Annotated in this window: 22 protein-coding genes; 11 read left to right on the forward strand and 11 right to left on the reverse strand. The window is 62.2% G+C overall.

All coding sequences use genetic code 11. The features are described 5' to 3' along the window. Nucleotides 1–3: 3 nt before the first annotated feature. Nucleotides 4–1,101, reverse strand: a complete 1,098-nt coding sequence (gene aroC, locus QMO82_RS27825) for a chorismate synthase (protein WP_183605925.1) — start codon at nt 1,099–1,101, stop codon at nt 4–6. A gap of 184 nt (nt 1,102–1,285) precedes the next feature. Beyond that, nucleotides 1,286–4,465: an EAL domain-containing protein gene (locus QMO82_RS27830; RefSeq protein WP_183605926.1), complete on the reverse strand. Its 3,180-nt coding sequence runs from the start codon at nt 4,463–4,465 to the stop codon at nt 1,286–1,288. Between the two features lie 253 nt (nt 4,466–4,718). Here QMO82_RS27830 and QMO82_RS27835 point away from each other — a divergent pair, with 253 nt between their 5' ends. Next, entirely contained in the window at nt 4,719–4,979 is a 261-nt protein-coding gene (locus tag QMO82_RS27835; RefSeq protein ID WP_003569889.1) for a DUF1344 domain-containing protein, read from the forward strand. Nucleotides 4,980–5,250: 271 nt separating this feature from the next. Here the strand turns inward: QMO82_RS27835 and QMO82_RS27840 are convergent, their stop codons facing one another. The 4 genes from QMO82_RS27840 to QMO82_RS27855 form a co-directional block, all read right to left on the reverse strand. Continuing rightward, nucleotides 5,251–5,841 (reverse strand): histidine phosphatase family protein, encoded by a 591-nt coding sequence (locus QMO82_RS27840; RefSeq protein ID WP_183605927.1) that lies wholly within the window; start codon nt 5,839–5,841, stop codon nt 5,251–5,253. Nucleotides 5,842–5,865: 24 nt separating this feature from the next. Beyond that, entirely contained in the window at nt 5,866–6,684 is an 819-nt protein-coding gene (fabI, locus tag QMO82_RS27845; RefSeq protein WP_049736024.1) for an enoyl-ACP reductase FabI, read from the reverse strand. A 122-nt stretch (nt 6,685–6,806) separates the two neighbouring features. After that, nucleotides 6,807–7,988: a DnaJ C-terminal domain-containing protein gene (locus tag QMO82_RS27850; protein ID WP_183605928.1), complete on the reverse strand. Its 1,182-nt coding sequence runs from the start codon at nt 7,986–7,988 to the stop codon at nt 6,807–6,809. A 302-nt stretch (nt 7,989–8,290) separates the two neighbouring features. Next, a complete protein-coding gene (locus QMO82_RS27855; RefSeq protein ID WP_183605929.1) occupies nt 8,291–8,749 on the reverse strand; it encodes an RT0821/Lpp0805 family surface protein in 459 nt (152 codons plus the stop codon). Nucleotides 8,750–8,814: 65 nt separating this feature from the next. Between QMO82_RS27855 and pdxH the strand changes: the two genes are divergently transcribed. Continuing rightward, the gene (pdxH, locus tag QMO82_RS27860; protein ID WP_183605930.1) at nt 8,815–9,435 is read left to right on the forward strand and encodes a pyridoxamine 5'-phosphate oxidase; all 621 of its coding nucleotides are present in this window, start codon (nt 8,815–8,817) and stop codon (nt 9,433–9,435) included. Between the two features lie 5 nt (nt 9,436–9,440). On the opposite strand, the gene QMO82_RS27865 is transcribed toward pdxH, so the two are convergent. After that, complete coding sequence (locus tag QMO82_RS27865) at nt 9,441–10,478, reverse strand: polysaccharide deacetylase family protein (RefSeq protein ID WP_183605931.1); 1,038 nt, start codon at nt 10,476–10,478, stop codon at nt 9,441–9,443. 222 nt (nt 10,479–10,700) lie between these two features. On the opposite strand from QMO82_RS27865, the gene QMO82_RS27870 reads away from it, so the two are divergent. Both QMO82_RS27870 and QMO82_RS27875 read left to right on the forward strand, forming a co-directional pair. After that, nucleotides 10,701–11,984, forward strand: a complete 1,284-nt coding sequence (locus QMO82_RS27870) for a D-alanyl-D-alanine carboxypeptidase family protein (RefSeq protein ID WP_183605932.1) — start codon at nt 10,701–10,703, stop codon at nt 11,982–11,984. 81 nt (nt 11,985–12,065) lie between these two features. Further along, a complete protein-coding gene (locus tag QMO82_RS27875) occupies nt 12,066–12,383 on the forward strand; it encodes a pyrophosphatase (protein WP_183605933.1) in 318 nt (105 codons plus the stop codon). Between the two features lie 19 nt (nt 12,384–12,402). Here the strand turns inward: QMO82_RS27875 and QMO82_RS27880 are convergent, their stop codons facing one another. From QMO82_RS27880 to QMO82_RS27890, 3 genes are all read right to left on the reverse strand, one after another. Further along, nucleotides 12,403–12,894, reverse strand: a complete 492-nt coding sequence (locus QMO82_RS27880) for a GNAT family N-acetyltransferase (RefSeq protein WP_183605934.1) — start codon at nt 12,892–12,894, stop codon at nt 12,403–12,405. Nucleotides 12,895–12,911: 17 nt separating this feature from the next. Next, nucleotides 12,912–14,327: a metalloprotease TldD gene (tldD, locus tag QMO82_RS27885; RefSeq protein WP_183605935.1), complete on the reverse strand. Its 1,416-nt coding sequence runs from the start codon at nt 14,325–14,327 to the stop codon at nt 12,912–12,914. A 303-nt stretch (nt 14,328–14,630) separates the two neighbouring features. Next, nucleotides 14,631–15,293, reverse strand: a complete 663-nt coding sequence (locus QMO82_RS27890) for an invasion associated locus B family protein (RefSeq protein ID WP_179874161.1) — start codon at nt 15,291–15,293, stop codon at nt 14,631–14,633. Between the two features lie 11 nt (nt 15,294–15,304). On the opposite strand from QMO82_RS27890, the gene QMO82_RS27895 reads away from it, so the two are divergent. The 7 genes from QMO82_RS27895 (at nt 15,305) to QMO82_RS27925 (ending at nt 20,921) form a co-directional block, all read left to right on the forward strand. Continuing rightward, a complete protein-coding gene (locus tag QMO82_RS27895) occupies nt 15,305–15,610 on the forward strand; it encodes a hypothetical protein (RefSeq protein WP_143540721.1) in 306 nt (101 codons plus the stop codon). After that, complete coding sequence (gene coxB, locus QMO82_RS27900) at nt 15,610–16,494, forward strand: cytochrome c oxidase subunit II (protein WP_032983170.1); 885 nt, start codon at nt 15,610–15,612, stop codon at nt 16,492–16,494. The genes QMO82_RS27895 and coxB overlap by 1 nt, the downstream gene beginning before the upstream one ends. Nucleotides 16,495–16,512: 18 nt before the next feature. Then, nucleotides 16,513–18,219: a cytochrome c oxidase subunit I gene (ctaD, locus tag QMO82_RS27905; RefSeq protein ID WP_183605936.1), complete on the forward strand. Its 1,707-nt coding sequence runs from the start codon at nt 16,513–16,515 to the stop codon at nt 18,217–18,219. Between the two features lie 67 nt (nt 18,220–18,286). Then, nucleotides 18,287–19,237: a heme o synthase gene (locus QMO82_RS27910; RefSeq protein WP_097619438.1), complete on the forward strand. Its 951-nt coding sequence runs from the start codon at nt 18,287–18,289 to the stop codon at nt 19,235–19,237. Continuing rightward, nucleotides 19,237–19,377 carry a hypothetical protein gene (locus QMO82_RS27915; RefSeq protein WP_028755765.1) on the forward strand — a complete coding sequence of 47 codons (141 nt, stop codon included), beginning with the start codon at nt 19,237–19,239 and terminating at the stop codon, nt 19,375–19,377. Before QMO82_RS27910 ends, QMO82_RS27915 begins: the two co-directional genes overlap by 1 nt. Then, the gene (locus QMO82_RS27920) at nt 19,374–19,982 is read left to right on the forward strand and encodes a cytochrome c oxidase assembly protein (protein ID WP_183605937.1); all 609 of its coding nucleotides are present in this window, start codon (nt 19,374–19,376) and stop codon (nt 19,980–19,982) included. Before QMO82_RS27915 ends, QMO82_RS27920 begins: the two co-directional genes overlap by 4 nt. 60 nt (nt 19,983–20,042) lie before the next feature. Further along, complete coding sequence (locus QMO82_RS27925) at nt 20,043–20,921, forward strand: cytochrome c oxidase subunit 3 (protein WP_183605938.1); 879 nt, start codon at nt 20,043–20,045, stop codon at nt 20,919–20,921. A gap of 163 nt (nt 20,922–21,084) precedes the next feature. Here the strand turns inward: QMO82_RS27925 and QMO82_RS27930 are convergent, their stop codons facing one another. Next, entirely contained in the window at nt 21,085–21,726 is a 642-nt protein-coding gene (locus QMO82_RS27930) for a chloramphenicol phosphotransferase CPT family protein (RefSeq protein ID WP_183605939.1), read from the reverse strand. Nucleotides 21,727–21,931 lie beyond the last annotated feature (205 nt).

Raw genomic sequence — 21,931 nt, forward strand, 5'->3', positions numbered from 1 at the left:
CTCCTATTTCAGACGGCCGGTCTGGCCGCGGTCGCGAAGATAATGGTCGGCGATGGCGCAGGCGACCATCGCCTCGCCGATCGGCACGGCGCGGATGCCGACGCAGGGGTCGTGCCGGCCCTTGGTGCGGATGTCGACATTCTTGCCGTCGGCATCGATCGACTGGCGCTCGGTCAGGATCGACGAGGTCGGCTTGACGGCGAAACGCGCCACCACCGGCTGGCCGGTGGAGATACCGCCGAGAATACCGCCGGCATTGTTGGAAAGGAAGATCGGCACGCCGTCATTGCCCATGCGCATCTCGTCGGCATTGTCTTCGCCCGAGGTTTCGGCGGCGGCAAAACCATTGCCGATCTCCACGCCCTTGACGGCGTTGATCGACATCAGCAGCGAGGCGATATCCTGGTCGAGCTTGGCATAGATCGGCGCACCGAGGCCGGCCGGCACGCCTTCGGCGATCACTTCGATGACGGCGCCGATCGACGAGCCGGTCTTGCGGATGCCGTCGAGATATTCCTCCCAGACCGGCACGATCGCCGCATCGGGGGAGAAGAACGGGTTCTGTCCGACCTGGTCCCAATCCCAGTTGCGGCGGTCGATCTTGTGCTTGCCGATCTGCACCAGCGCGCCGCGCACGGTGACGCCAGGCACGACCAGACGGGCGATGCCGCCGGCCGCAACGCGTGCGGCGGTCTCGCGCGCCGACGAGCGGCCGCCGCCGCGATAATCGCGAATGCCGTATTTGAGGTCATAGGTATAGTCGGCATGGCCGGGGCGGTATTGCCTTGCGATCTCGCCGTAATCCTTGGAACGCTGGTCGGTGTTTTCGATCAGCATGGAGATCGGCGTGCCCGTAGTCGTCATCGTCTCGCCGTCGGCGTCCAGCATCACGCCGGAGAGTACCTTCACCAGATCCTCCTCGCGCCGCTGCGTGACGAAACGGGATTGCCCGGGCTTGCGCTTGTCGAGCCAGACCTGCAGGTCGGCAAGCGTGAAGCGCAGCCCCGGAGGGCAGCCGTCGACGACGCAGCCGAGCGCCGGCCCATGGCTTTCGCCCCAGGTGGTTACGCGGAAGAGGTGACCGAATGTATTGTGCGACATGTGTTCCCACGGTGGCGCGCCAAGGCCGGTCGCCGCCGGCCGCGCCATTGCTTGAAAAGGCGCGACACTCATAGGCCAAAAAACCGCCGAGGCAAAAGCCTTTCTTTGCGTCAAACCGGCAGGTGCGGAAATGCTGTTTCCGGATGACGATGCCTTCCGGCGTCCCGCCGTCGGAAGGCGGCGGTCATGAGGCCAGCCGCCACCTCGTTCCGGTTGCTTCCGCGGTGAAATCGTCGAAGGACAGCGGCCGCGAGAAGGCATAGCCCTGCAGGATATCGCAGCCGAGATCGCGCAGCAATTCGGCATGCGCTGCCGTCTCCACCCCTTCGGCCACCGTCTCGACACCGAGCGAGCGGGCGATTTCGATGATCGAGCTGACCAGCGCCCGCTCCTGCGTGGCACTGACGATCGGCTGCACCAGCTGACGGTCGATCTTCAGCCGCTTCGGCTTCAGCTTCAGCAGGCTGACGATCGAGGTATGGCCGGTGCCGAAATCGTCGATCTCGATATCGATGCCGAGCGCCTTGATGCGCTCGAGATTGTGCGAGACGACGTCCTCACTCTCGTCGAGGAAGATCGATTCCACCAGTTCGAAGGAGAGTTCGCCCGGACGGATATGCAGATCGGCGAGCGATTCCAGCAGGCTGCCGTCATGCAGCCGCCGCGCCGAGACATTGACCGAGACCTTGGGCACGGCAATACCGCGCGCCGTCCAGCGCATCTTGTCGCGCAGCGCCGTTTCCAGCACGATGCGGTCGAGCATCTGCACGACATTGATCTCGTCGGCGATGCGCAGGAACTTGTCCGGGGTGAGCAACCCCTTGGAGGGATGCTTCCAGCGCACCAGCGCCTCGACGCCCGTCAGTTCCATCGTGCGGGCCGAGAATTGCGGCTGATACCAGGCGGTGAATTCGCCATTGTCGATGCCGGAAAGGATCTCGTCTGCCGTGCGCTTGGTATTGATGATATCGGCCTGCAGATTGTGATTGAAGAATTCGAAGCGGTTGCGGCCCATGCTCTTGGCGCGGTAAAGCGCGATATCGGCATTGATCAGCACCTTGCGCGCATCGACATGGGCACCGTTGGCAAGCGCCACCCCGATCGACACGCCGCAGCGGCAGGAAAAACCCTGAAAATCGATGGGCTGGCGCATCTCCTCGATGATCCGCGTCGAAAGCTCCGCCATTTCCTTGTCGCCGACATCGAGCGCGAGGATGACGAATTCATCGCCGCCGATGCGCGCAACGAGATCGCTGCCGCGGACGTTCCTAGCGAGCACTTTCGAGGCATGCACCAGCATCGCGTCGCCGGCGGCATGGCCGAGCGTGTCGTTGATTTCCTTGAAGCGGTCGAGGTCGATGTGCAGGATCGAGAATTTCTGCCGCTGCCGGCGGCCGTCATGGGTGAGATTTTCAAGCGCAATGTCGAGCTTGCGGCGATTGGCGAGTGCGGTCAGCGGGTCATGCAGCGAATTGTGTTCGATCCTGTTCTTGGCAAGCTCGAGCTCGATATTCTTGGCGACCGCCTCGTCCTTGGCCGCCTTCAGCCGGATCGTCATCAGCACGTCTTCGGTGGCATCGAAGGCGATGCCCATGATCTTCATTTCGCCGGTCCCCGTCTGGTGGACCTTGCCGACCGAGCGCACATAGCGCACCTGGCCGTCGCTTGCCATCACCCGGCAGACGAGGGTGTGCGTATCGCCGTTCTTCTTGAAGTAACGTGCGCTTTCGAGCGCCGAGGGCCGATCCTCGGGGTGGATGCAGCCAAGCCAGATCTCCTCGGTCATGAATCCGTTGCGAGGGGCAAGCCCGTAGAGCTCATGCATGCGCTCGTTCCAGATCGAGCCGCCCCGGCCGAGCCGCGCTTCCCAAATGCCGCATTGATAGGAATCGAGCGCAAGGTCGAGCCGGCTCGACAGCTCGGCGAGCTCTGCCTCGCGGCTGGAAAGCTCTTCAAGCGCCAGCTCCAGCTCGGCATTCTTGACCTCGCTCATGTCCCTGGCCTTGCGCAGCGTGTCGGTCGTCTCCGCATCTGTCGTCACGTCCCAGACGATGCCGATCGTCTTGCTGACGCCGGCGGCATCCTTATACAAGGCGCCGACTGAGCGGAGATGGCGAATACCGCCATCGGCAAGCAGGATGCGGTATTGCGCCGTACAGGCCGCGCCGGCGATGCTGCAGCTGAAGAAGTGCACTTCGGCTATGTCTCGGTCCTCGGGCAGGATCGTCGCCAGCCATTCGTCGAGCGCCCGGCTTGTCTCCTGCGCCGGCTTGCCGTGCAGGGCGGCGGCGCGCGCATCCCAGAGCAGGCTGCTCGTATGATCCTGATCCTGCAGCTCCCAGATGCCGATATTCGAGGATTCCAGCGCCAGATCGAGCCGCTGCGACAGTTCCTTGAGTTTCGCCTCGCGCGTCTCCAACTCGGTGATGTTGCGGTTGCGTTCGCCGAGCAGGAGCGTGGCGAAGAAGATCGGGACGATGATGATGATGCCGGCGGCACCGACGATCAGGCGCAGCTCGGTTCGGTTTTCCGGTATCGCGTCCCAACCGCTGTTCGGGACGACGGAAAGCTCCCACTTGCCGCCGGCAAAGCCGATCTTCTGACGCATCGGATCCTTGCCGTCGATATCGGACGACCCGAAGAAGGGTGCCGTCGTCGCGGCCCTCGCCGGCGAGCCGATATCGCGGATGGCGATCGAAAGATGGTCGAGATGCGGATACCGTTCCCGGTTCTCGCGGTCGCGCGCCGGCATCAGCCCCGTCGCCTCGTAGAACATCGGCTGGTCGATGACGAGCTCGACCGCCCCCCAGACCCGCCGCTGGCCGTTCTCCTTGACGAAAACCGGGAAGAATATGGCAAAGGCGTCCCGGCCGTCGATACTGATCGGGCCATAGAAACGCGCCGACTGATCGCCGGCTGCGGGTGTCATCGCCTGGCGTGAAAAGAGCGCTTCGCGCACATCGCGGCCGATCCGCTCATTGCCGGATTGCGGCGGGTAGACGTTCCTGACGATGAAATCGGGGGCGACGGCGATATGGATGAAGGGTGGATTCTGGATCAGCAGCCAGTTGATCTGCCGCTCTATCTCCTCTCCGTTCGCCGCGCTGACGGAGATCAGGTTGGTCAGGTCGCGGACGATGCTGAGGTCCATGTTGATCTCGGCCATGACCCGGGCGCGAATGAGGTTCGCCTCGCTTTCGGTGCGGATATGAAGTTCGCGTTCATAAGCCGCAGTATTGGCCCGGTCGAGGCCGAAGCCGACCAGGATGACGACAAGGGCGACGAACGATGAAACCAGAAACGAGACGCGGATATTCTTCAACACGCGCCGTAACTGCTTGTTGTCGCTCAGCCTGGAAAGCAAAATGATACCCCCATATTCCGGGCAACTGTAGGGCGCGGGGGTTAATTTACGATTGCCCGCAGGCAATGCCGAAAAGTCCCGGGAAGGGAAAACCCGGGTTACCGCGGCATCTTGATTATATTTAAAATCCTATTCATCAATTGGGCGGGAAAAGCCATTCTTCCGGGCAATTTTCGCCATATTCAGGAGCTTATCTGTGGCCAGTCATTTTTCCGTGCAGCCTCTCGTGCAGCGTTTCAAAAGGATTGTCGCCATGCGTTTCGTCGTCGCCACGCTTTTGGCAACAGCAAGTTTCCTCTCACCGATGAGCGGTTTTGCCGAGAGCGCCGATGTCGAGGCGACGATCAAGAAGGTCGACACAGCAAATCTCGTGCTGACGCTCGATGACGGCAAAACCTATCAGGCGCCTGAGGAATTCAATTTCGACGGCCTCGAAGCCGGCGTGAAGGTGATCGTCTTCTATACCGAGGTCGACGGCAAACGCGTCATCAACGATCTCGATATCGTCAAGTAGTCAGGACTCTGGAGGAGGCAGCTGCCCCTCACCCTAATCTGACCGGGGTCGAGCCGCTGGTCTCGACCCGTCCTTCGGACCCCCGTAAAAACGGGGCGAGGGGACGTGCCATACGAGACGTAGATGGGACGGAGAGGTCGCGGCATGGTCCCTTCGCCCCGCGAGCGGGGAGAAGGTGGCGGCAGCCGGATGAGGGCAGGTCTCGGCAATCTCCTGGGCCGACAACTCGCTCCTATCCCCAACCCGACCTAACTGAGCGGGCTGGCGATGCCTACAGCCAGACGATCGTCCGCTCAGCGGTGTCGATCCTGGCGATCCGGTCCTGCGGGATTGCGCCTTCCGCGGCACTGCTCTTCGGCAGGTCTGATATCGTCTGGAAAAACGTGCGGATGACGCCGCCATGGGTCACGCAGACCGTCGGGCGATCGACCGATTGCAGCCATGAGCCGGTGCGCCAGGAGAGGATTTCGTAGCTTTCCGCGTCGTCGCCGGGCGGGATGAAATCCCATTTCGAGGCGTTGCGTTCCGCCACCCGCTCGCGCTGCGTCGCCTTCAGCTCCTTCAGCGTCGAGCCTTCCCAGTCGCCGAAGGAAATCTCGACCAGCCGCGGATCGGTGCGATAGGCAAGCGGCGGCAGGCCCATCGCGGCGCGCATGATTTCCATCGTCGCGCGTGTGCGGCCGAGCGGGCTTGCGACGAAATCGAAGTCATCGACTGTGTCGCCGAGAATCCCGGCAAGTGCCACGCCGTTCTGCCGGGCTTGTTCCAGGCCCGTGGCATTCATCGGGATATCCTTCTGGCCCTGCAGGCGGCGCTCGGCATTCCAGGCGGTCTGGCCGTGTCTGATCACGTAGATAAGCACGGTCTCGCATCCATATGAAGGGGATCAGTCCTTGACGACGGAAATGTCGGGCGCGTCGACCGCCTTCATGCCGATGACATGATAGCCGCTGTCGGCATGGTGCACTTCGCCGGTGACGGAACGCGAGAGGTCCGACAGGAGATAGAGGCCGACATCGCCGACTTCCTCGATGGTGACGGTGCGGCGCAGCGGCGCGTTATATTCGTTCCACTTCAGAATGTAGCGGAAATCGCCGATGCCGGAGGCGGCGAGCGTCTTGATCGGCCCGGCCGAGACGGCGTTGACGCGGATGTTCTGCGGCCCGAGGTCGACGGCGAGATATTTGACGCTTGCCTCGAGCGCGGCTTTGGCGACGCCCATGACGTTATAGTTCGGCATTACCTTTTCGGCGCCGTAATAGGTCAGCGTCAGCATGGCGCCGCCATCCGTCATCAGCTTCTCGGCGCGGCGTGCGACCGAGGTGAAGGAATAGACGGAGATCTGCATCGTCTTGGCGAAATTGTCGGCCGAGGTGTCGACATAGCGTCCGGTCAGCTCGTCCTTGTCGGAGAAGCCGATCGCGTGCACGAGGAAATCGATCTTGCCCCACAGCTTTTCGACGTTGGCGAAAACCTCGTCGATGGTGGCTTCGTCGGCGACGTCACAGTGGCCGACGAGCGTCGCGCCGATTTCGGCGGCGAGCGGCTCGACGCGCTTCTTCAGCGCATCGCCCTGATAGGTGAGCGCGACTTCGCCGCCCTGCGCATGAATGGCCTTGGCAATACCCCACGCAATCGAACGATTGTTGGCGACACCCATGATGACGCCGCGTTTGCCTGCCATGAGGCCGGATGCTTGAGCCATATTTCGCTCCCTAGGAATTCTGATCGATCCTGCCTATGGCATAGGCCGTTAATCGGTTCAAGCTTGGCCTGGATCATCAACTGTTAGGTATCGTAACAAAGGGTGCGAATGTCATAAAAATTTCATAGGAACAGGCCTTCGCGCATGCTCCGCATGAGATCGGTGACTTTATCGTCGGGTTTTTCCCACAGGATAATGCGCAATTCGACGACGAGATCGCCTCTGCCGCCCTCTTCGCGGGGCAATCCCTGGCCGGGGATTCTGATCGTCTTATCCGAGCCCGACCATGCGGGGATGGTAACGTTCAGCGGCCCGCTCGGTCCGTCGATGCGCGCCTCGGTGCCGAGCACGGCATTTTCGATGCTGAGCGGCAGCACGGCGTGCAGATCGAAACCGTCGACCGTGAAGCGCGGATCGGCTGCGATGCGGATGTTGATGACGGCGTCGCCCCGCTGCATGCCCGGCAGCTTGAAACCTTGACCTTTGAGCCTGATCTCGTGACCGTCTGTCGTGCCTGCCGGCAAGGCGAAGCCGATTTCGCGGCCCTCCGGCAGCGACGCGGTGATCCAGCCGCTCTTCAAGACGTCGTCGATCGTCACCGTCGCCGTCGTCACCTCATCCGGTGCTTTTTCGAGACCCGTATCCTTGGCGCCGGTGAAACGGCGTACCAGGTTTGTCAGGATGCTGAGCGGCAGCGGCAGGGTGGCGCCGGCATTCGCGACGGTCTCGCCGGTTTCCTCGTCGCCCTTGGTGTCGGCCTCGGCGGCGTCGCCTGGCTGCTGGTTTGGGGCCTGCTGGTTCTGGCTTTGCTGGTTTTGGGTCTGTTGGTATTGTGCCTGTTGCGGGCGAGCCTGCGCCTGGCCGCCGGCCGCAGCACGCGCCTGGGCGCCGAAAATGCGCTCGACCATCTCGTCGGCAGGCTCAGCCGTTCCCGCCTGTTGTCTGGAGCCGTCGGCGGCCGCCTTCTGGGCGGCACGCGCCAGCTCTTCCATCACCCGCTCGGCATTGGCCTGCGCCGCCTTGGCGCGGATCGCAGCCTCGCGCGCGGCCTGGCGCTGCTGCATGATCGTCTGTTCTTGTTTCTTGGCTTCCGCCATCCGCACGGCATTGTCGAACAGGCTGCGTTTGCGCGGGTCCTTCAGCGTTTCATAGGCGCGGCCGATCTCGGCGAATCGGGCCGTCGCCGACGGGTCGCCCTGATTGTGGTCGGGATGGGCTGATTTGGCCATGTTGCGCCAAGCCGCCTTGATCTCGTCTGCTGCCGCGTCGCGCTTGACGCCCAGAATTTTGTAAGGATCGCGCATGTCAAAACCGCCGGTGTTGCGATGCGGGAAGCCACGTCCTTGCCCGGCATCCCGAAACTCCAATATCACGTGCGCGGCGCCACCCGCCGCAAAGGCAGGCAGAGCCACTCTCAACGCCGATCGTGCGTTGGAGTTGCTAATCACTTCTTATTTCTATGGAGAGATGTGGAGTGTTTTGCCCCGAATGGTTAGCTCTTTGCTAAGCATTCGCTAGAAAGCCGTCGGGCGTTAACCTGTCGGTGAACCAGATCGGCTCTCCCGCCGGATTAACTTTCCCGCCGGAATCAGCTTTCCCGCCGGAATCAGCTTTCCGGCTGGAAGCTCAAAAGCTGCCAGTTGCCGCCGCCGACGAGGCAGGTCTTGCCGTAGAATTTGGCGATGCCGACATAGGAATGCCGGGTCGTGCGGAACTGGCGGCAGACCTGGCCCGACTCATTGTTCTCGACGATCGTATCGATGACGCCGGCGCTGCCCGTCGATGCATTCGCCCAGGGAAGCGGCTGGCCTTCGAGCCTTTGCACGTCGGCCGAGGTCACGGCGTTGCGCACGGTCATCTCGTCGGAGAGCGTGTCAGTGCTCGGCGGCGTCTGCGGCACGGTGCCGGTTGCCACCGACCGGTCGACCTTGGCTTCGCTCAAAAAATCCATGCCGCTGCCAACGCAGCCGGAAAGCAAAAGCATGGCAACGCCAATGACGAAGAACGCGCTGCTGCGTTGCCGCAGGCCCTTTGTATGGCGATTTGACTTTGCTATGACTTCCACCCTGCGTCCTGTCCAGTTATCAAAAGCTGGGCGAGTTTTGAATAATCCGGGGCATTTGAACCAATATGTCGGCAAACGAGTTAACAAGCGGTGACTTTACCGAAAGTGGCGAACCCTTCAAGCTCTTTGCCGAATGGCTGAAAGAAGCGGAGGCCTCCGAACCCAACGACCCGAATGCCGTGGCGCTGGCAACGGTCGATGAGGATGGTCTTCCCAATGTCCGCATGGTTCTCCTGAAAGGATTCGATGACGACGGTTTCGTCTTTTACACCAATTTCGAGAGTCAGAAAGGCCGTGAAATTCTGGGCCAGAAAAAGGCCGCCATGTGCTTTCACTGGAAAAGCCTGCGCCGCCAGGTAAGGCTGCGCGGTCCCGTCGAGGTCGTCACCGACGCCGAAGCCGACGCCTATTTCCAGACGCGGGCGCGCGGCAGCCGCATCGGCGCCTGGGCCTCCAAGCAGTCCCGCCCGCTCGAAAGCCGATTCGCGCTTGAGAAAGCCGTAGCCGAATACACCGCCCGTTACGCCATCGGCGAGATTCCCCGCCCCGCCCACTGGTCGGGCTTTCGCATTCGGCCGACCTCGATCGAATTCTGGAAAGACCAGAAATTCCGCCTGCATGACCGCGTCGAATTCCGCCGGCCATCCCCGCAAGGCGAATGGGACAAGGTCAGGATGTATCCCTGAAAGGCCTACCGGCCCATCAGCTTCAGCGGAATGCCGGAGGCGAGCGCCGAGACATAGCGTCGCTTCTGGTAGAAGCCGTTGAGCGACATGCGGGGGAGATAGCCGGTCAGCTGCGCTGACGGCAGTCCGGGCTGGGTGGTGACCGCTAAGGTAAAGCCGAGATTGCGGGCAATCCTCGCTTCGCGGCCGGTCGCAGCCTCCGGTGTGCCATAGGGATAGGCGATCGTCTCGGGACGGATGCCGGTCACCGCCTCGACGTAATCAGCCGAAACCTGCATCTCGATCCGCGCTTCGGCTTCCGGCAGGCGGGCAAGCGCGCGATGGCTGATCGTGTGGGCGCCAAGCAATGCGAGCGGATGCCCGGCGAGCCATCGCAATTGATCGGGCTGCATCACCAGTTCGCGCGTGATATCGGTCGGCTCGATGCCGTTTTCCCGCGCCAGCCTGTCGATGGCGGCGACGGCGCCCGCCTCATCGGAGCGGTGGATATACCAGGCGAAGCGGTCGAAGGCGTGCCATTGCTGCTGTGGGCTGTCGAGCGCCAGCCGCTCGCTGCCGCGGCCGAAATCGAAGTGGATTTCGTTTTGCCGACGCAACAGGACGGCGAGCGTCTCCCACCAGATGCTGTGCGAGCCCTCGGCAAAACCCTGGGCGACGAACACTGTAAACGGCGCCCGGTGCCGCTCGAATACCGGCAGCGCATGTTCGAGATTGTTGATGTAGCCGTCGTCGAGCGTGAAAGCGGCAAACGGCTTCCCACCCTCGGGCTCCGCCAGCAGCCCTGGCACCTGATCGAGTGGCACGAAGCGATAACCCTCCCGCTTCAGCCGCCCGAGCGCCGCATCGAGAAAGCGCGGGGTGATTTCGAGATGCGCGTTCGGCTCGAAAGCCTCAGGCACGTGCGGACGGACATGATGCAGTGTGAAGACGACGCCCCGTCCGCGCGCTTGCCGCATCAGCCCTGCCAAAGCGAGCAGCCAGGAAAGCTCGAGCCCGGCGCCGATCGCTGCGCGTTTTGCCAATCGCTTCAATTGTCCCGTCATCCGCCGTCTGTCCCCTGCCTTTGTCGGAAACTAGCAAGAGCGACTTAAGCCTTGCTGAATCCCGATTCGGCGCAGATGCTTCATTTCGCATTAACCAAGACGATGAAAAGACTAGAAAAATGGTAGGCGTTGCCTCAAAGTCGCGCCAAACTTACGGCTTCTGTCATATTACGGCACAAATGCCGATCTGACTGACGAGCCTGGCGCATCAAGGGGACATGCATGAGAAAGCTTTTGGCGGCTGTTTTGACCGTAACGCTTGCCGTTTCGGCGCCGCTTGCGGCCCTTGCCGGCAGCGCTTCCTTGATCCTCGATGCCCGCACCGGCAAGGTTCTCGCCGCCGAAAACGCCGATACGCTGAACCATCCGGCCTCGCTGACCAAGATGATGACGCTCTATCTCACCTTCGAGGCGTTGAAACGCGGCAAGATCGCCTGGGATACGCCGATCAAGATGTCGAAATACGCCGCCTCCCGGCCGCCGACCAAGCTTGGCGTCAAGGCCGGCGGCACGATCACCGTGCGCGAGGCGGTCTATGGCATGATCATCAAATCCGCCAATGATGCCGCCTCCGCCATGGGCGAGAAGCTCGGCGGCTCGGAAAGCGGCTTTGCCCAGATGATGACGGCCAAAGCCCGCCAGCTCGGCATGAGCCGCACCGTCTTCGTCAACGCATCAGGCCTGCCGGACGGCCGCCAGGTGACGACGGCGCGTGACATGTCGACGCTCGCCGTCGCGCTGATGAAAAATTATCCGAACGAATACCGGCTGTTTTCGGCGGCAAGTTTCAATTTTCGCGGCCGCACCGTGCGCGGCCACAACAATCTCATGTACCGCTACCAGGGCATGGACGGCATCAAGACCGGTTACACCAACGCCTCCGGCTTCAATCTGGTCAGCGCCGTCCGGGACGGCAACCGCCGCGTGGTCGGCGTCGTGCTCGGCGGCCGCACCGCCCGCAGCCGCGACGACAAGATGGCGGGTTTGCTCGACCGCTATCTCGGCCGTGCCTCCTCTTCCGGCGGCGCCAAGCTGGTGGCGAGCGTCGGCGCCAAGGAAGCCGTCGAAGTCGCCTCCGCCGCCGATGCTGCCGATGTACCGGTGCCGCTCAACGCACCGCGGCCAGTCGACGATCTCGCGGCCAAGAGCCTGGCCTATGCCGACGACGCCGTCGTGCCGCTGGAGCGCCCGGTCGCGATGGACGAAATCCTGAACGCCGGCAAGACAGTGAAGACCTCGGCGAAACAGGCTGATGGCGACTGGCAGATCCAGATCTCGGCCGCGCCGAGCGCCGATGCCGCGCGTGCGCTTCTCGCCCAGGCGCAGTCGGAAGGCGGCGCGCCGCTCGTTTCCGCTTCGCCCTATACCGAGGCGGTCGGGCAGGGCGCCAACAAGATCTACCGCGCCCGCTTCGTCGGCTTTGCCAGCAAGGATGCCGCCGTCTCGGCCTGCGATGCGCTGAAGCAGCGCTCCTATGACTGCATGCTGCTGCCGGACCACAGCTGATCGCCACCGCGCACTGCGGCAATTCACGCTGGACAAGCATCGGGAATCAGCGTCTCCTCCATAAACAAAAGGAGAACATCCATGCTGCGCCGTCTTGCCGACCAGTTCGAAGCCTCATCCTCCGTTCATGTCGCTGCCAACAATATCGAGCGCGATGCCGACTGGTTCCTGCTGAAGCTGCAGGAGGAAATGGGCGAACTGACCCAGGCATGGAACCGGCTGACCGGCCGCGGCCGTGCGAAGGGCCGCTCGCCTGAAGACATGCAGCGCGACCTCGCCGACGAGGCCGCCGACGTTCTCGGCCATCTCTTGCTGTTTGCCCGCCACAACGATCTCGATCTTGCCGCCGCGATCGAACGGAAGTGGCTGTTTCGGCCGGCGGAGGTGCCGAAGAGCTGATGCAGGTCGGCCGATAAAGTCAGCCGACCTTATAACGGTAGAACTTGCTGTCCACCGCCATCAGCGGGAAGGAGCGGGGCAGGGCGCTTTTGGCGATTTCGCTAAAGCCGTTCTTCTCGTAGAAACGATGCGCCGCGACGAATTTGTCGGTCGTGCCGAGGAAGATATCGGTGAGGCCGGCGTCCCTGGCATGGGCGATCAGGCGATCGAGGAGCCGTGCCGCCACGCCGTGCTCGCGGCCGCGCACCGCGGCTGAGACGAACATCTTGCGCAGCGCCGCCTGGTTGTTGCCGATGTCCTTCAGCCCAACCGTGCCGACGATGGCACCGTCCTTGACGGCGACCCAGAACTCACCTTTGCCGGACTGATAGAAATCCGGAATGACCCGGAGATCCGGCTGTGCATCCGCGGTGATGTCGATGCCGAATTCCTCGCGCTGGATCGGCAGGATCACCGACAGCACGGCATCGGCGTCATCTGATGCGAAGGGTCTGATTTCGATGTCCGCCATCAGAGAATCCTTTCGCCTCAGGTCTGCGTGCCGCCGACGGTGATCTGATCCATGCGCAGATGCGGCTGGCCGACGCCGACCGGAACCCACTGGCCGGCCTTGCCGCAATTGCCGATGCCGGTGTCGAGTTTCATATCGTTGCCGATCATCGACACCCGCTTCATCGCGTCCGGCCCGTTGCCGATCAGCATCGCGCCCTTGATCGGCGCGCCGACCTTGCCGTTCTCGATCAGATAGGCCTCGGTGCAGCCGAAGACGAACTTGCCCGAGGTGATGTCCACCTGGCCGCCGCCGAAGGAGACGGCATAGATGCCCTTTTTCACCGAGGCGATGATCTCCTCGGGCGTCTTGTCGCCGCCGAGCATATAGGTGTTGGTCATGCGCGGCATCGGCACATGCGCATAGCCCTGGCGGCGGCCGTTGCCGGTGGGCTGCATGCCCATCAGCCGGGCGTTCTGCCGATCCTGCATGTAGCCGACGAGCTTGCCGTTCTCGATCAGCACGTTGTAGCCCGATGGCGTGCCCTCGTCGTCGATGGTGATCGAGCCACGGCGGTTGTCGATCGTGCCGTCGTCGACGACGGTGACGCCAGGCGCGGCGACCATCTGGCCGAGAAGGCCTGAAAAGGCCGAGGTCTTCTTGCGGTTGAAATCGCCTTCCAGCCCGTGACCGACAGCCTCATGCAGCATCACGCCAGGCCAGCCGGAGCCGAGCACGACATCCATCGTGCCCGCTGGCGCGTCGATCGCTTCGAGATTGACGAGCGCCTGGCGCAGCGCCTCGTCGGCGCCGTATTGCCAGCTGCCCTCGGCGATGAAATCGCCGAAGCCGATGCGCCCGCCGTGGCCGTAGGAGCCGCTCTCCTGGCGATCGCCTTCGCCGACCATCACCGAAATATTGATGCGCGTCATCGGCCGGATGTCGCGCACACGGTGTCCGTCGGCACGCAGGATATCGACGACCTGCCAGCTGGCGGCGACCGAGGCCGTCACCTGCCGCACCTTGTCGTTCTTGCCTCTGAGATAGGCGTCAATGTCCTGCAGGACCTTGACCTTCTCCTCGAAGCTCGGCTGGCCGATCGGGTTCTGGTCGCCGTAGAATTTCTTGTTGGTGCCTTGGGGTGCGGCGGCATAAGAGCCGGAATAGCCGCGCGTCACCGCGCCGACGGCATCCGCCGCCCGCTTCAGCGCCGCCACCGAGAGATCGCCGGCATGGGCGTAACCCACCGCTTCGCCGGCCACGGCGCGCAGGCCGAACCCTTGCTCGGTGTTGAAGCTGCCGCCCTTCAGACGGCCATTGTCGAAGGTCAGCGCTTCCGCCTGTGAGTGCTCGATGAACAGCTCGCCGTCATCGGCGCCGGACAGCGCTTCGGCCACGTGCTTGCGCATCGTCGCTTCGTCGGCATCGAAAAGCGTCAGGAGATCGGTGGTCATGGTATGGCTCCAATGGGCATGCGTTCAGGAATGCACTTACTCCCTAGATAGGGCTCCACATAATAAGGAGTGAAGCCCCGCCGTCGAATAATTCTTTTTTTTAAAGGGATGGGAGCGGCAAAACGCGCCCTCCGTCATCCTCGGCCTTGTGCCGAGGATCTGCTACATATCAGCCGGCTGCAGATGCTCGGGACAGGCCCGAGCATGACGGAGTATGGGTTGAGCTTCTGGAGTAAGGACGGCGATGGGTGACGGAATGGGAGCGTAGTTGCACTCTACGCTCGACGCCGTCGCAGCCCGCCATCACGGCAGAGCGTCAAAACCTTCGGCGAAGCCCTTGAGATCAACAGGAATGCCGATGCCTTCTTCGGGGGTCTGGAAGACGATGAAGGTTGCCTGGGCGCCGCTGCGGAAGGTCTTGAGCAGTTCGTCCTCGAGCACGACTTCGGCATAACAGCCGTCGGCGAAGCAGCGGACGAAATAGGCGCGGCCGATATCCTTGCCGTCGACATTGAGCCCGAGGCCGTTCGGCAGCAGCACGCCGAGCGGCGCCAGAACGCGCAGAATCTTCGACTTGCGGTCGGCGGTCTTCAACACGACGACGGAAAGCCCGACCTCGGGCCGGTCCTCGGCGATGACATTCTGCATCAGCGCGCATTGTTCGGTCGCGGCGCCCGCCGGCTTGTCGCAGACGACGGACCATGCGCCGTGATTGGACTTCACCGTGCCCGGCGCCTGCGGCTGGGTCTGGCCGGGCGTTACCTGGATATTCGGGCTGGCGGCATTCGGCTGCTGCGGCGCCGGGGCAGGAGCAGGCGCCGGCGCGGCAGCCGGCGGCTTGGCCGGTGACGGCGTGGGTTGTTGCGCGAAAACGGGCGTCGTCGCTGCGGCCGCGATGCTGGCAGTCACGAGAAGCGACTGCGCGAGGGAACGGAAACCCATGGAAACCTCTGGATATCGAATCATTGCGGCTATTGTTGAAGCTGCCCACCAAAAATGAAAAGCCCCACCCCGTGAAAACCGGGGGACTGCGGCGGAAATTGGACCTTTGCGAAATAATGTGTCGCGCGCGGATTGGCCGGAAAGCCGATTTTTCATATGCTGATGAAAAACTTGGGATGTTTTGCCGTTCCCGCCTGCCTATGCTTTCAGCAAAAATGCCGCATAGACAATTGCTCTGGCCTGTTGCGGCAAATGCCAAACTGTGGTTTGAAGCGCTGAAGATGGCAAGGATTCTGCGTTCTATTTTGCAGGTCAAGCGCTCGAGGGAGATAATAAGGTGATGAAGAAGGCTTATGCAGCCCTGACCACGCTGGTCTGTCTGCTTTTTGCTTCCGGCACATATGCCGACCAGCCCATGCCGTGGCAGGCGACGCTGCAGCCGGCGGCAACGCCGATCATGCGGGAAATTCATTGGTTCGAACAATATACCCTGTGGTTTATCGTTCCGATCACGCTCTTCGTTCTGGTCCTGCTCATCGTCGTCTGTTTCAAGTTCCGCGCCAGCGCGAACCCGGTTCCCTCGAAGACGAGCCATAACACGCTGATCGAGATTGCCTGGACCGTGGGGCCGGTCCTCGTGCTGCTCCTTCTCGCCATTCCCTCGTTCAACCTGCTGACGGCGCAGCTGACGCTGCCCGAAAACCCCGACGTCACGATCAAGGCGACCGCCACCCAGTGGCAGTGGAACTACGAATATGAAGGTTCGGGCGAGAGCCCGCTGGCTTTCGATTCCTACTTGCTGAAGGATCAGGATCGCGCCGCTGCCGGCAAGGAAGACAAGTCGATCTATCCGAGGCTTCTCGCCGTCGACAACGAGCTGGTCCTGCCTGTCAACAAGACGGTCCGCGTTCTCGTGACCTCGGCGCCGACCGACGTCATCCACGCTTTCGCCATGCCGTCTTTCGGCGTCAAGATCGATGCCGTGCCGGGCCGTCTCAACGAGACCTGGTTCAGGGCCGAGCGCGAGGGCCTGTTCTATGGCCAGTGTTCCGAGCTCTGCGGCAAGGACCATGCGTTCATGCCGATCGCCATCCGCGTCGTCTCCGAGGACAAGTACAAGCAGTGGCTGACCGCAGCCGCCAGCGACCTGCCCGGCGCCTACAAGACACTCATGGCCGCAACCGATGGTCCCGCAAAGACCCTCGACGTTGCCGAAGCACAGTAATTAAAGGGGATCGGGACAATGGCTGGACCTTCCGCTCACGACGATCATTCTCATGATCACGCCCACCACGACCACGCGCATGACGATCACGATCACCACGATCACGGGCACAAGCCGAGCTTTGTCAATCGCTGGCTGTTCTCGACGAACCACAAGGACATCGGCACGCTCTACCTGATCTTCGCGATCATTGCCGGCATCATCGGCGGCGCGCTGTCGGTTGCCATGCGCATGGAGCTGCAGGAGCCTGGTATTCAGATCTTCCACGGCCTGGCCTCCATGGTCTACGGCTATGAGGGCGATGCCGCCATCGACGGCGCCAAGCAGATGTTCAACATGTTCACCACGGCGCACGCGCTGATCATGATCTTCTTCATGGTCATGCCGGCGATGATCGGCGGTTTTGCCAACTGGATGGTGCCGATCATGATCGGCGCGCCCGACATGGCCTTCCCGCGCCTCAACAACATCTCCTTCTGGCTGATCGTTCCCGCCTTCGCGCTGCTGCTGCTGTCGATGTTCGTCGAAGGCCCGGCAGGCGCCTATGGCACGGGCGGCGGCTGGACGATGTATCCGCCGCTGGCAACCAGCGGCACGCCGGGCCCGGCGGTCGATCTTGCGATCTTCGCGCTCCACATTGCCGGCGCCTCGTCGATCCTCGGTGCGATCAACTTCATCACCACCATCCTCAACATGCGCGCGCCCGGCATGACGCTGCACAAGATGCCGCTGTTTGCCTGGTCGGTGCTGATCACCGCCTTCCTGCTCCTGCTGTCGCTGCCGGTTCTGGCAGGCGGCATCACCATGCTGCTGACCGACCGCAACTTCGGCACTTCCTTCTTCTCTCCGGAAGGCGGCGGCGACCCAATCCTTTACCAGCACCTGTTCTGGTTCTTCGGTCACCCGGAAGTCTACATCCTCATCCTGCCGGGCTTCGGCATGATCAGCCACATCATCTCGACCTTCTCGAAGAAGCCGATCTTCGGCTACCTCGGCATGGCCTACGCCATGGTCGCGATCGGCGCCGTCGGCTTCGTCGTCTGGGCCCACCACATGTACACGGTCGGCCTGTCGCTCGACGCGCAGCGCTACTTCGTCTTCGCGACGATGGTCATCGCCGTTCCGACAGGTGTGAAGATCTTCTCCTGGATCGCGACGATGTGGGGCGGCTCGATCTCGTTCCGCACGCCGATGCTCTGGGCGATCGGCTTCATCTTCCTGTTCACGGTCGGCGGCGTCACCGGCGTCCAGCTCGCCAATGCCGGTCTCGACCGCTCGCTGCATGACACCTATTACGTCGTGGCCCACTTCCACTACGTTCTGTCGCTCGGCGCCGTCTTCGCGATCTTCGCCGGCTGGTACTACTGGTTCCCGAAGATGACCGGCTACATGTACAACGAGCTGGTCGGCAAGCTGCATTTCTGGATCATGTTCATCGGCGTCAACCTGGTGTTCTTCCCGCAGCACTTCCTCGGTCTGGCCGGCATGCCGCGCCGCTACATCGATTATCCGGATGCCTTTGCCGGCTGGAACTATGTGTCCTCCATCGGCTCCTACATCTCGGCCTTCGGTGTGCTGATCTTCCTCTACGGCGTCTTCGAAGCCTTCGCCAAGAAGCGCGTTGCCGGCGACAATCCGTGGGGTGAGGGTGCAACGACGCTCGAATGGCAGCTGCCTTCGCCGCCGCCCTACCACCAGTGGGAACAGCTTCCGCGCATCAAGTAATTGCGCGGATCATCAGGACGCCGCATTCGATACGGCGTCCTGATAGTTTGACATTCAGGACGGAATGATGACGGTCATCGACAATCACGAGGTGCTTGCAAAGGACGGCGAATTGTCGGAAGCGAGTGCGCGCGATTATTTTGAATTGCTGAAACCACGGGTGATGTCGCTCGTGGTCTTCACTGCCTTTGCCGGTCTCGTGCTGGCGCCGGGTCACATCCATCCCGTCCTCGGGCTGATCGCCATCCTCTGTATCGCCGTCGGCGCCGGCGCCTCCGGCGCGTTGAACATGTGGTATGACGCCGATATCGACGCGATCATGAGCCGCACCGCCAACCGTCCGATCCCGGCCGGCCGCATCGCGCCGTCGGAGGCGCTCGCCTTCGGCCTGGTGCTGTCAGGCTTCTCGGTCGTCATCCTCGGCCTGGCCGTCAACTGGCTCTCGGCCGGCATCCTCGCCTTCACCATCTTCTTCTACGCCGTTGTCTACACCATGTGGCTGAAGCGCTCGACGCCGCAGAACATCGTCATCGGCGGTGCCGCCGGCGCCTTCCCGCCGATGATCGGCTGGGCTTGCGTCACCAACAGCGTGACGATCGAGAGCACCGTTCTCTTCCTCATCATCTTCCTGTGGACGCCGGCGCATTTCTGGGCGCTGGCCCTCTTCAAGATGCGCGATTACGAGGCCGTCGGCGTGCCGATGCTGCCGAATGTCGCCGGCGAGCGGGTGACCAAACATCAGATCGTCGCCTATGCGGTGCTGACCGCCATCTGCGCGGTCTTGCCGTCCTTCCTCGGTTTCGCGAGCCTGGGTTATGGCCTCGTCACTGCGGCCCTCGGCGCCATCTTCATATACTGTTCCATCGCCGTCTGGCGCATGCCCGACGGCGATCTGAAGATGATCCCGGCCAAGAAGCTCTTCGCCTTTTCGATCTTCTATCTCTTCGCCGTGTTCTCCGCCTTGATGATCGACCGGCTGGCCTCGCTGCTGGTCTCGCATGCGGGAGGTTGGTTCTGATGGAAATGGTCAAGCTCACCGAAGCGCAGCGCAAGTCGCGCCGCAACCGCAACGTCGCTCTCGGGCTGGTGCTCGCCGGCCTCGTCATTCTCTTCTACGCGATCACCATCGTGAAGATCGGCGGGGGGATGGCCGGATGAGCGACAACGCCGCCGCACCGAAGAAACAGGGCCGCAACAACGGCGCCGTCGTCATGATGTGCCTGAGCTTCGTCTTCGGCATGGGCGCGATGAGCTATGCCGCCGTGCCGCTCTACCGCATCTTCTGCCAGGTGACCGGTTATAACGGCACGACCCAGCGCGTCGACCAGGTGTCGAGCGTGGTGCTCGACCGCACCATGCGCGTCACCTTCGACGCCAATGTCGCGCCGGGCCTTCAGTGGGATTTCAAGCCGGTCGAGCGCGAGGTCAATCCGAAGATCGGCGAAACGATCCAGGTGAATTTCACTGCCGAGAATCGCTCGAACGAGACCCAGCGCGGCCAGGCGGTTTTCAACGTCACGCCGGGCGAAGCGGGCGTCTATTTCAACAAGGTGCAATGTTTCTGCTTTACGGAAACGGACCTGAAGCCGGGCGAGAAGCTCGACATGCCGGTGGTGTTCTACATCGATCCTGACATCGTCAAGGCGGTGGAATCGAAGAACATCCACACGGTGACGCTGTCATATACGTTCTACCCGAAAGAGGGTCCGAAGCCTCTGGCTTCGAATGAGGGTGGAGCGGAGAAGATGGAAAAGAAACTTTGATCAAGGCTCGTTTCCGGCTATGCCGGGAGCGGAGTGAAGGAAGACACCGGGGATAGCTACATGGCCGATGCTCATCAGAAGAATCACGACTATCACATCATCGATCCGAGCCCGTGGCCGATTCTTGCCTCGCTCGGCGCCTTCATCATGGCGATCGGCGGCGTCTGCTACATGCGCTACCTGAACGGCGGTTCGTTCAAGGTCGCCGGCGCCGAACTCGCCAATCCCTGGCTCTTCTATATTGGCTTCGCCCTGGTTCTCTACGTCATGTACGGCTGGTGGGCCGATACGGTGAAGGAAGCCCATGAGGGCGCCCACACCCGCGTCGTCTCGCTGCACTTGCGCTACGGCATGATCATGTTCATCGCTTCCGAAGTGATGTTCTTCGTCGCCTGGTTCTGGGCCTATTTCGACGCCAGCCTCTATCCGAACGAAGCGATCCAGGCCTCGCGCCTGCTCTACACCGGCGGCACCTGGCCGCCGAAGGGCATCGAGGTTCTCGATCCCTGGCATCTGCCGATCTACAACACCGTCATCCTGCTGCTGTCGGGCACGACGGTCACCTGGGCGCACCATGCGCTGCTGCACAACGACCGCAAGGGCCTGATCCAGGGCCTGACGCTGACGGTGCTGCTCGGCATCCTGTTCTCCTCCGTGCAGGCTTATGAATATGCCCACGCGCCCTTCGCCTTCAAGAATTCGATCTACGGCGCGACCTTCTTCATGGCGACCGGCTTCCACGGTTTCCACGTCCTGGTCGGCACGATCTTCCTGCTGGTCTGCCTGCTGCGCGCGCTGCGCGGCGACTTCACCCCGAAGCAGCATTTCGGCTTCGAGGCGGCCGCCTGGTACTGGCATTTCGTCGACGTCGTCTGGCTGTTCCTGTTCTTCTGCATCTACGTCTGGGGCGGCTGGGGCGCTCCGCTGGCCGCAGGCTGATCGGAGCCATAGTCAAGCAAAAGGCGGGCCTCGTGCCCGCCTTTTTTGTTGGTGGGTGTCATTTTGCTCGACCTCGGCCACGGCTGTTGACGCTAGTTGAACGACCGGGTTGATGGTCGACACTTTGGACCGCGATGAGCGCTCAGTGCGCGCCTTTATCGCCTCAACGCTCCCCGGCGATCCGTTCGAAGGCCGAAGGCTGGGGAATACCGAGATCCAGCTGATGGCGGATCGCTTCGGCGCATTCGAGCGGTGTCAGCACTGATGTATCGACCTCCATATCGTAGATGCCGGGCCGATGCACCTCGTCCTGCCAGCGTTGCACCGGTTCTGGAACGGGCACGTCCCGCGTGGCGCTGAGATAAAGCGTCTCGCGCCCTTCTTGGGCAATCTCGCGCCGCTGCATGATCGTCTCGATCGGACAGCGCACGCCGACGAACAGCACGGGGAAGTCTTCCAGGCGCCGGGCGCAATCGGCAAGAATGCCAAGCGGCTGCGAATAGCCATCGTGATGGCCGAGATCGGCGACGACGTTGAGGCCGAACCCGGCATGGATAGCCATCGATTCGTAGAGTGCTGCATAAAAGAACGGCACCAGTTCCTCCAGATCCGGCCGTTCGCCGCCCGGCCGCAGTCCGATGCCCGGCAGGTAGCGCTCCGGCGTCATGGCATTGTAGCTGTCGACGCCGAGGTTGAGCCACGGCCCTTCGAAATGTTCCTGTACTGCGCGGGCGATGCTTGATTTGCCGCTCCGCGGCGCGCCGTTCAGGATAATGATCTGCACGGAATGGCTGTCGTTGGTCATCAGTTTTCTTCTTCTGTTTGGCGCGAATCAGACCAGCGCCGTGTCTTTTGGTGACGAGCAAAGGACGCTGTAACCCTTTGATTTTCCGCATAATCCCTTCAATGCATTCGGATTCGGGGAATTCTGCAGTGACGAAATCGCGCAGGCATTTCCCTTCGTCCTGCGAATAATTTATGGGAGAGTTAAGGCGGCATTGAAAAAGCCG

The organism is Rhizobium sp. BT04, from assembly GCF_030053135.1.
Taxonomy (GTDB): domain Bacteria; phylum Pseudomonadota; class Alphaproteobacteria; order Rhizobiales; family Rhizobiaceae; genus Rhizobium; species Rhizobium binxianense.

Coding starts and splice junctions, on each gene's coding strand:
- aroC (WP_183605925.1), bottom strand. CDS start 1,101: ATGTCGCACAATACATTCGGTCACCTCTTCCGCGTAACCACCTGGGGC.
- QMO82_RS27835 (WP_003569889.1), top strand. CDS start 4,719: ATGCGTTTCGTCGTCGCCACGCTTTTGGCAACAGCAAGTTTCCTCTCA.
- fabI (WP_049736024.1), bottom strand. CDS start 6,684: ATGGCTCAAGCATCCGGCCTCATGGCAGGCAAACGCGGCGTCATCATG.
- QMO82_RS27850 (WP_183605928.1), bottom strand. CDS start 7,988: ATGCGCGATCCTTACAAAATTCTGGGCGTCAAGCGCGACGCGGCAGCA.
- pdxH (WP_183605930.1), top strand. CDS start 8,815: ATGTCGGCAAACGAGTTAACAAGCGGTGACTTTACCGAAAGTGGCGAA.
- QMO82_RS27865 (WP_183605931.1), bottom strand. CDS start 10,478: ATGACGGGACAATTGAAGCGATTGGCAAAACGCGCAGCGATCGGCGCC.
- QMO82_RS27870 (WP_183605932.1), top strand. CDS start 10,701: ATGAGAAAGCTTTTGGCGGCTGTTTTGACCGTAACGCTTGCCGTTTCG.
- QMO82_RS27875 (WP_183605933.1), top strand. CDS start 12,066: ATGCTGCGCCGTCTTGCCGACCAGTTCGAAGCCTCATCCTCCGTTCAT.
- QMO82_RS27880 (WP_183605934.1), bottom strand. CDS start 12,894: ATGGCGGACATCGAAATCAGACCCTTCGCATCAGATGACGCCGATGCC.
- tldD (WP_183605935.1), bottom strand. CDS start 14,327: ATGACCACCGATCTCCTGACGCTTTTCGATGCCGACGAAGCGACGATG.
- QMO82_RS27890 (WP_179874161.1), bottom strand. CDS start 15,293: ATGATTCGATATCCAGAGGTTTCCATGGGTTTCCGTTCCCTCGCGCAG.
- coxB (WP_032983170.1), top strand. CDS start 15,610: ATGAAGAAGGCTTATGCAGCCCTGACCACGCTGGTCTGTCTGCTTTTT.
- ctaD (WP_183605936.1), top strand. CDS start 16,513: ATGGCTGGACCTTCCGCTCACGACGATCATTCTCATGATCACGCCCAC.
- QMO82_RS27910 (WP_097619438.1), top strand. CDS start 18,287: ATGACGGTCATCGACAATCACGAGGTGCTTGCAAAGGACGGCGAATTG.
- QMO82_RS27915 (WP_028755765.1), top strand. CDS start 19,237: ATGGAAATGGTCAAGCTCACCGAAGCGCAGCGCAAGTCGCGCCGCAAC.
- QMO82_RS27920 (WP_183605937.1), top strand. CDS start 19,374: ATGAGCGACAACGCCGCCGCACCGAAGAAACAGGGCCGCAACAACGGC.
- QMO82_RS27925 (WP_183605938.1), top strand. CDS start 20,043: ATGGCCGATGCTCATCAGAAGAATCACGACTATCACATCATCGATCCG.
- QMO82_RS27930 (WP_183605939.1), bottom strand. CDS start 21,726: ATGACCAACGACAGCCATTCCGTGCAGATCATTATCCTGAACGGCGCG.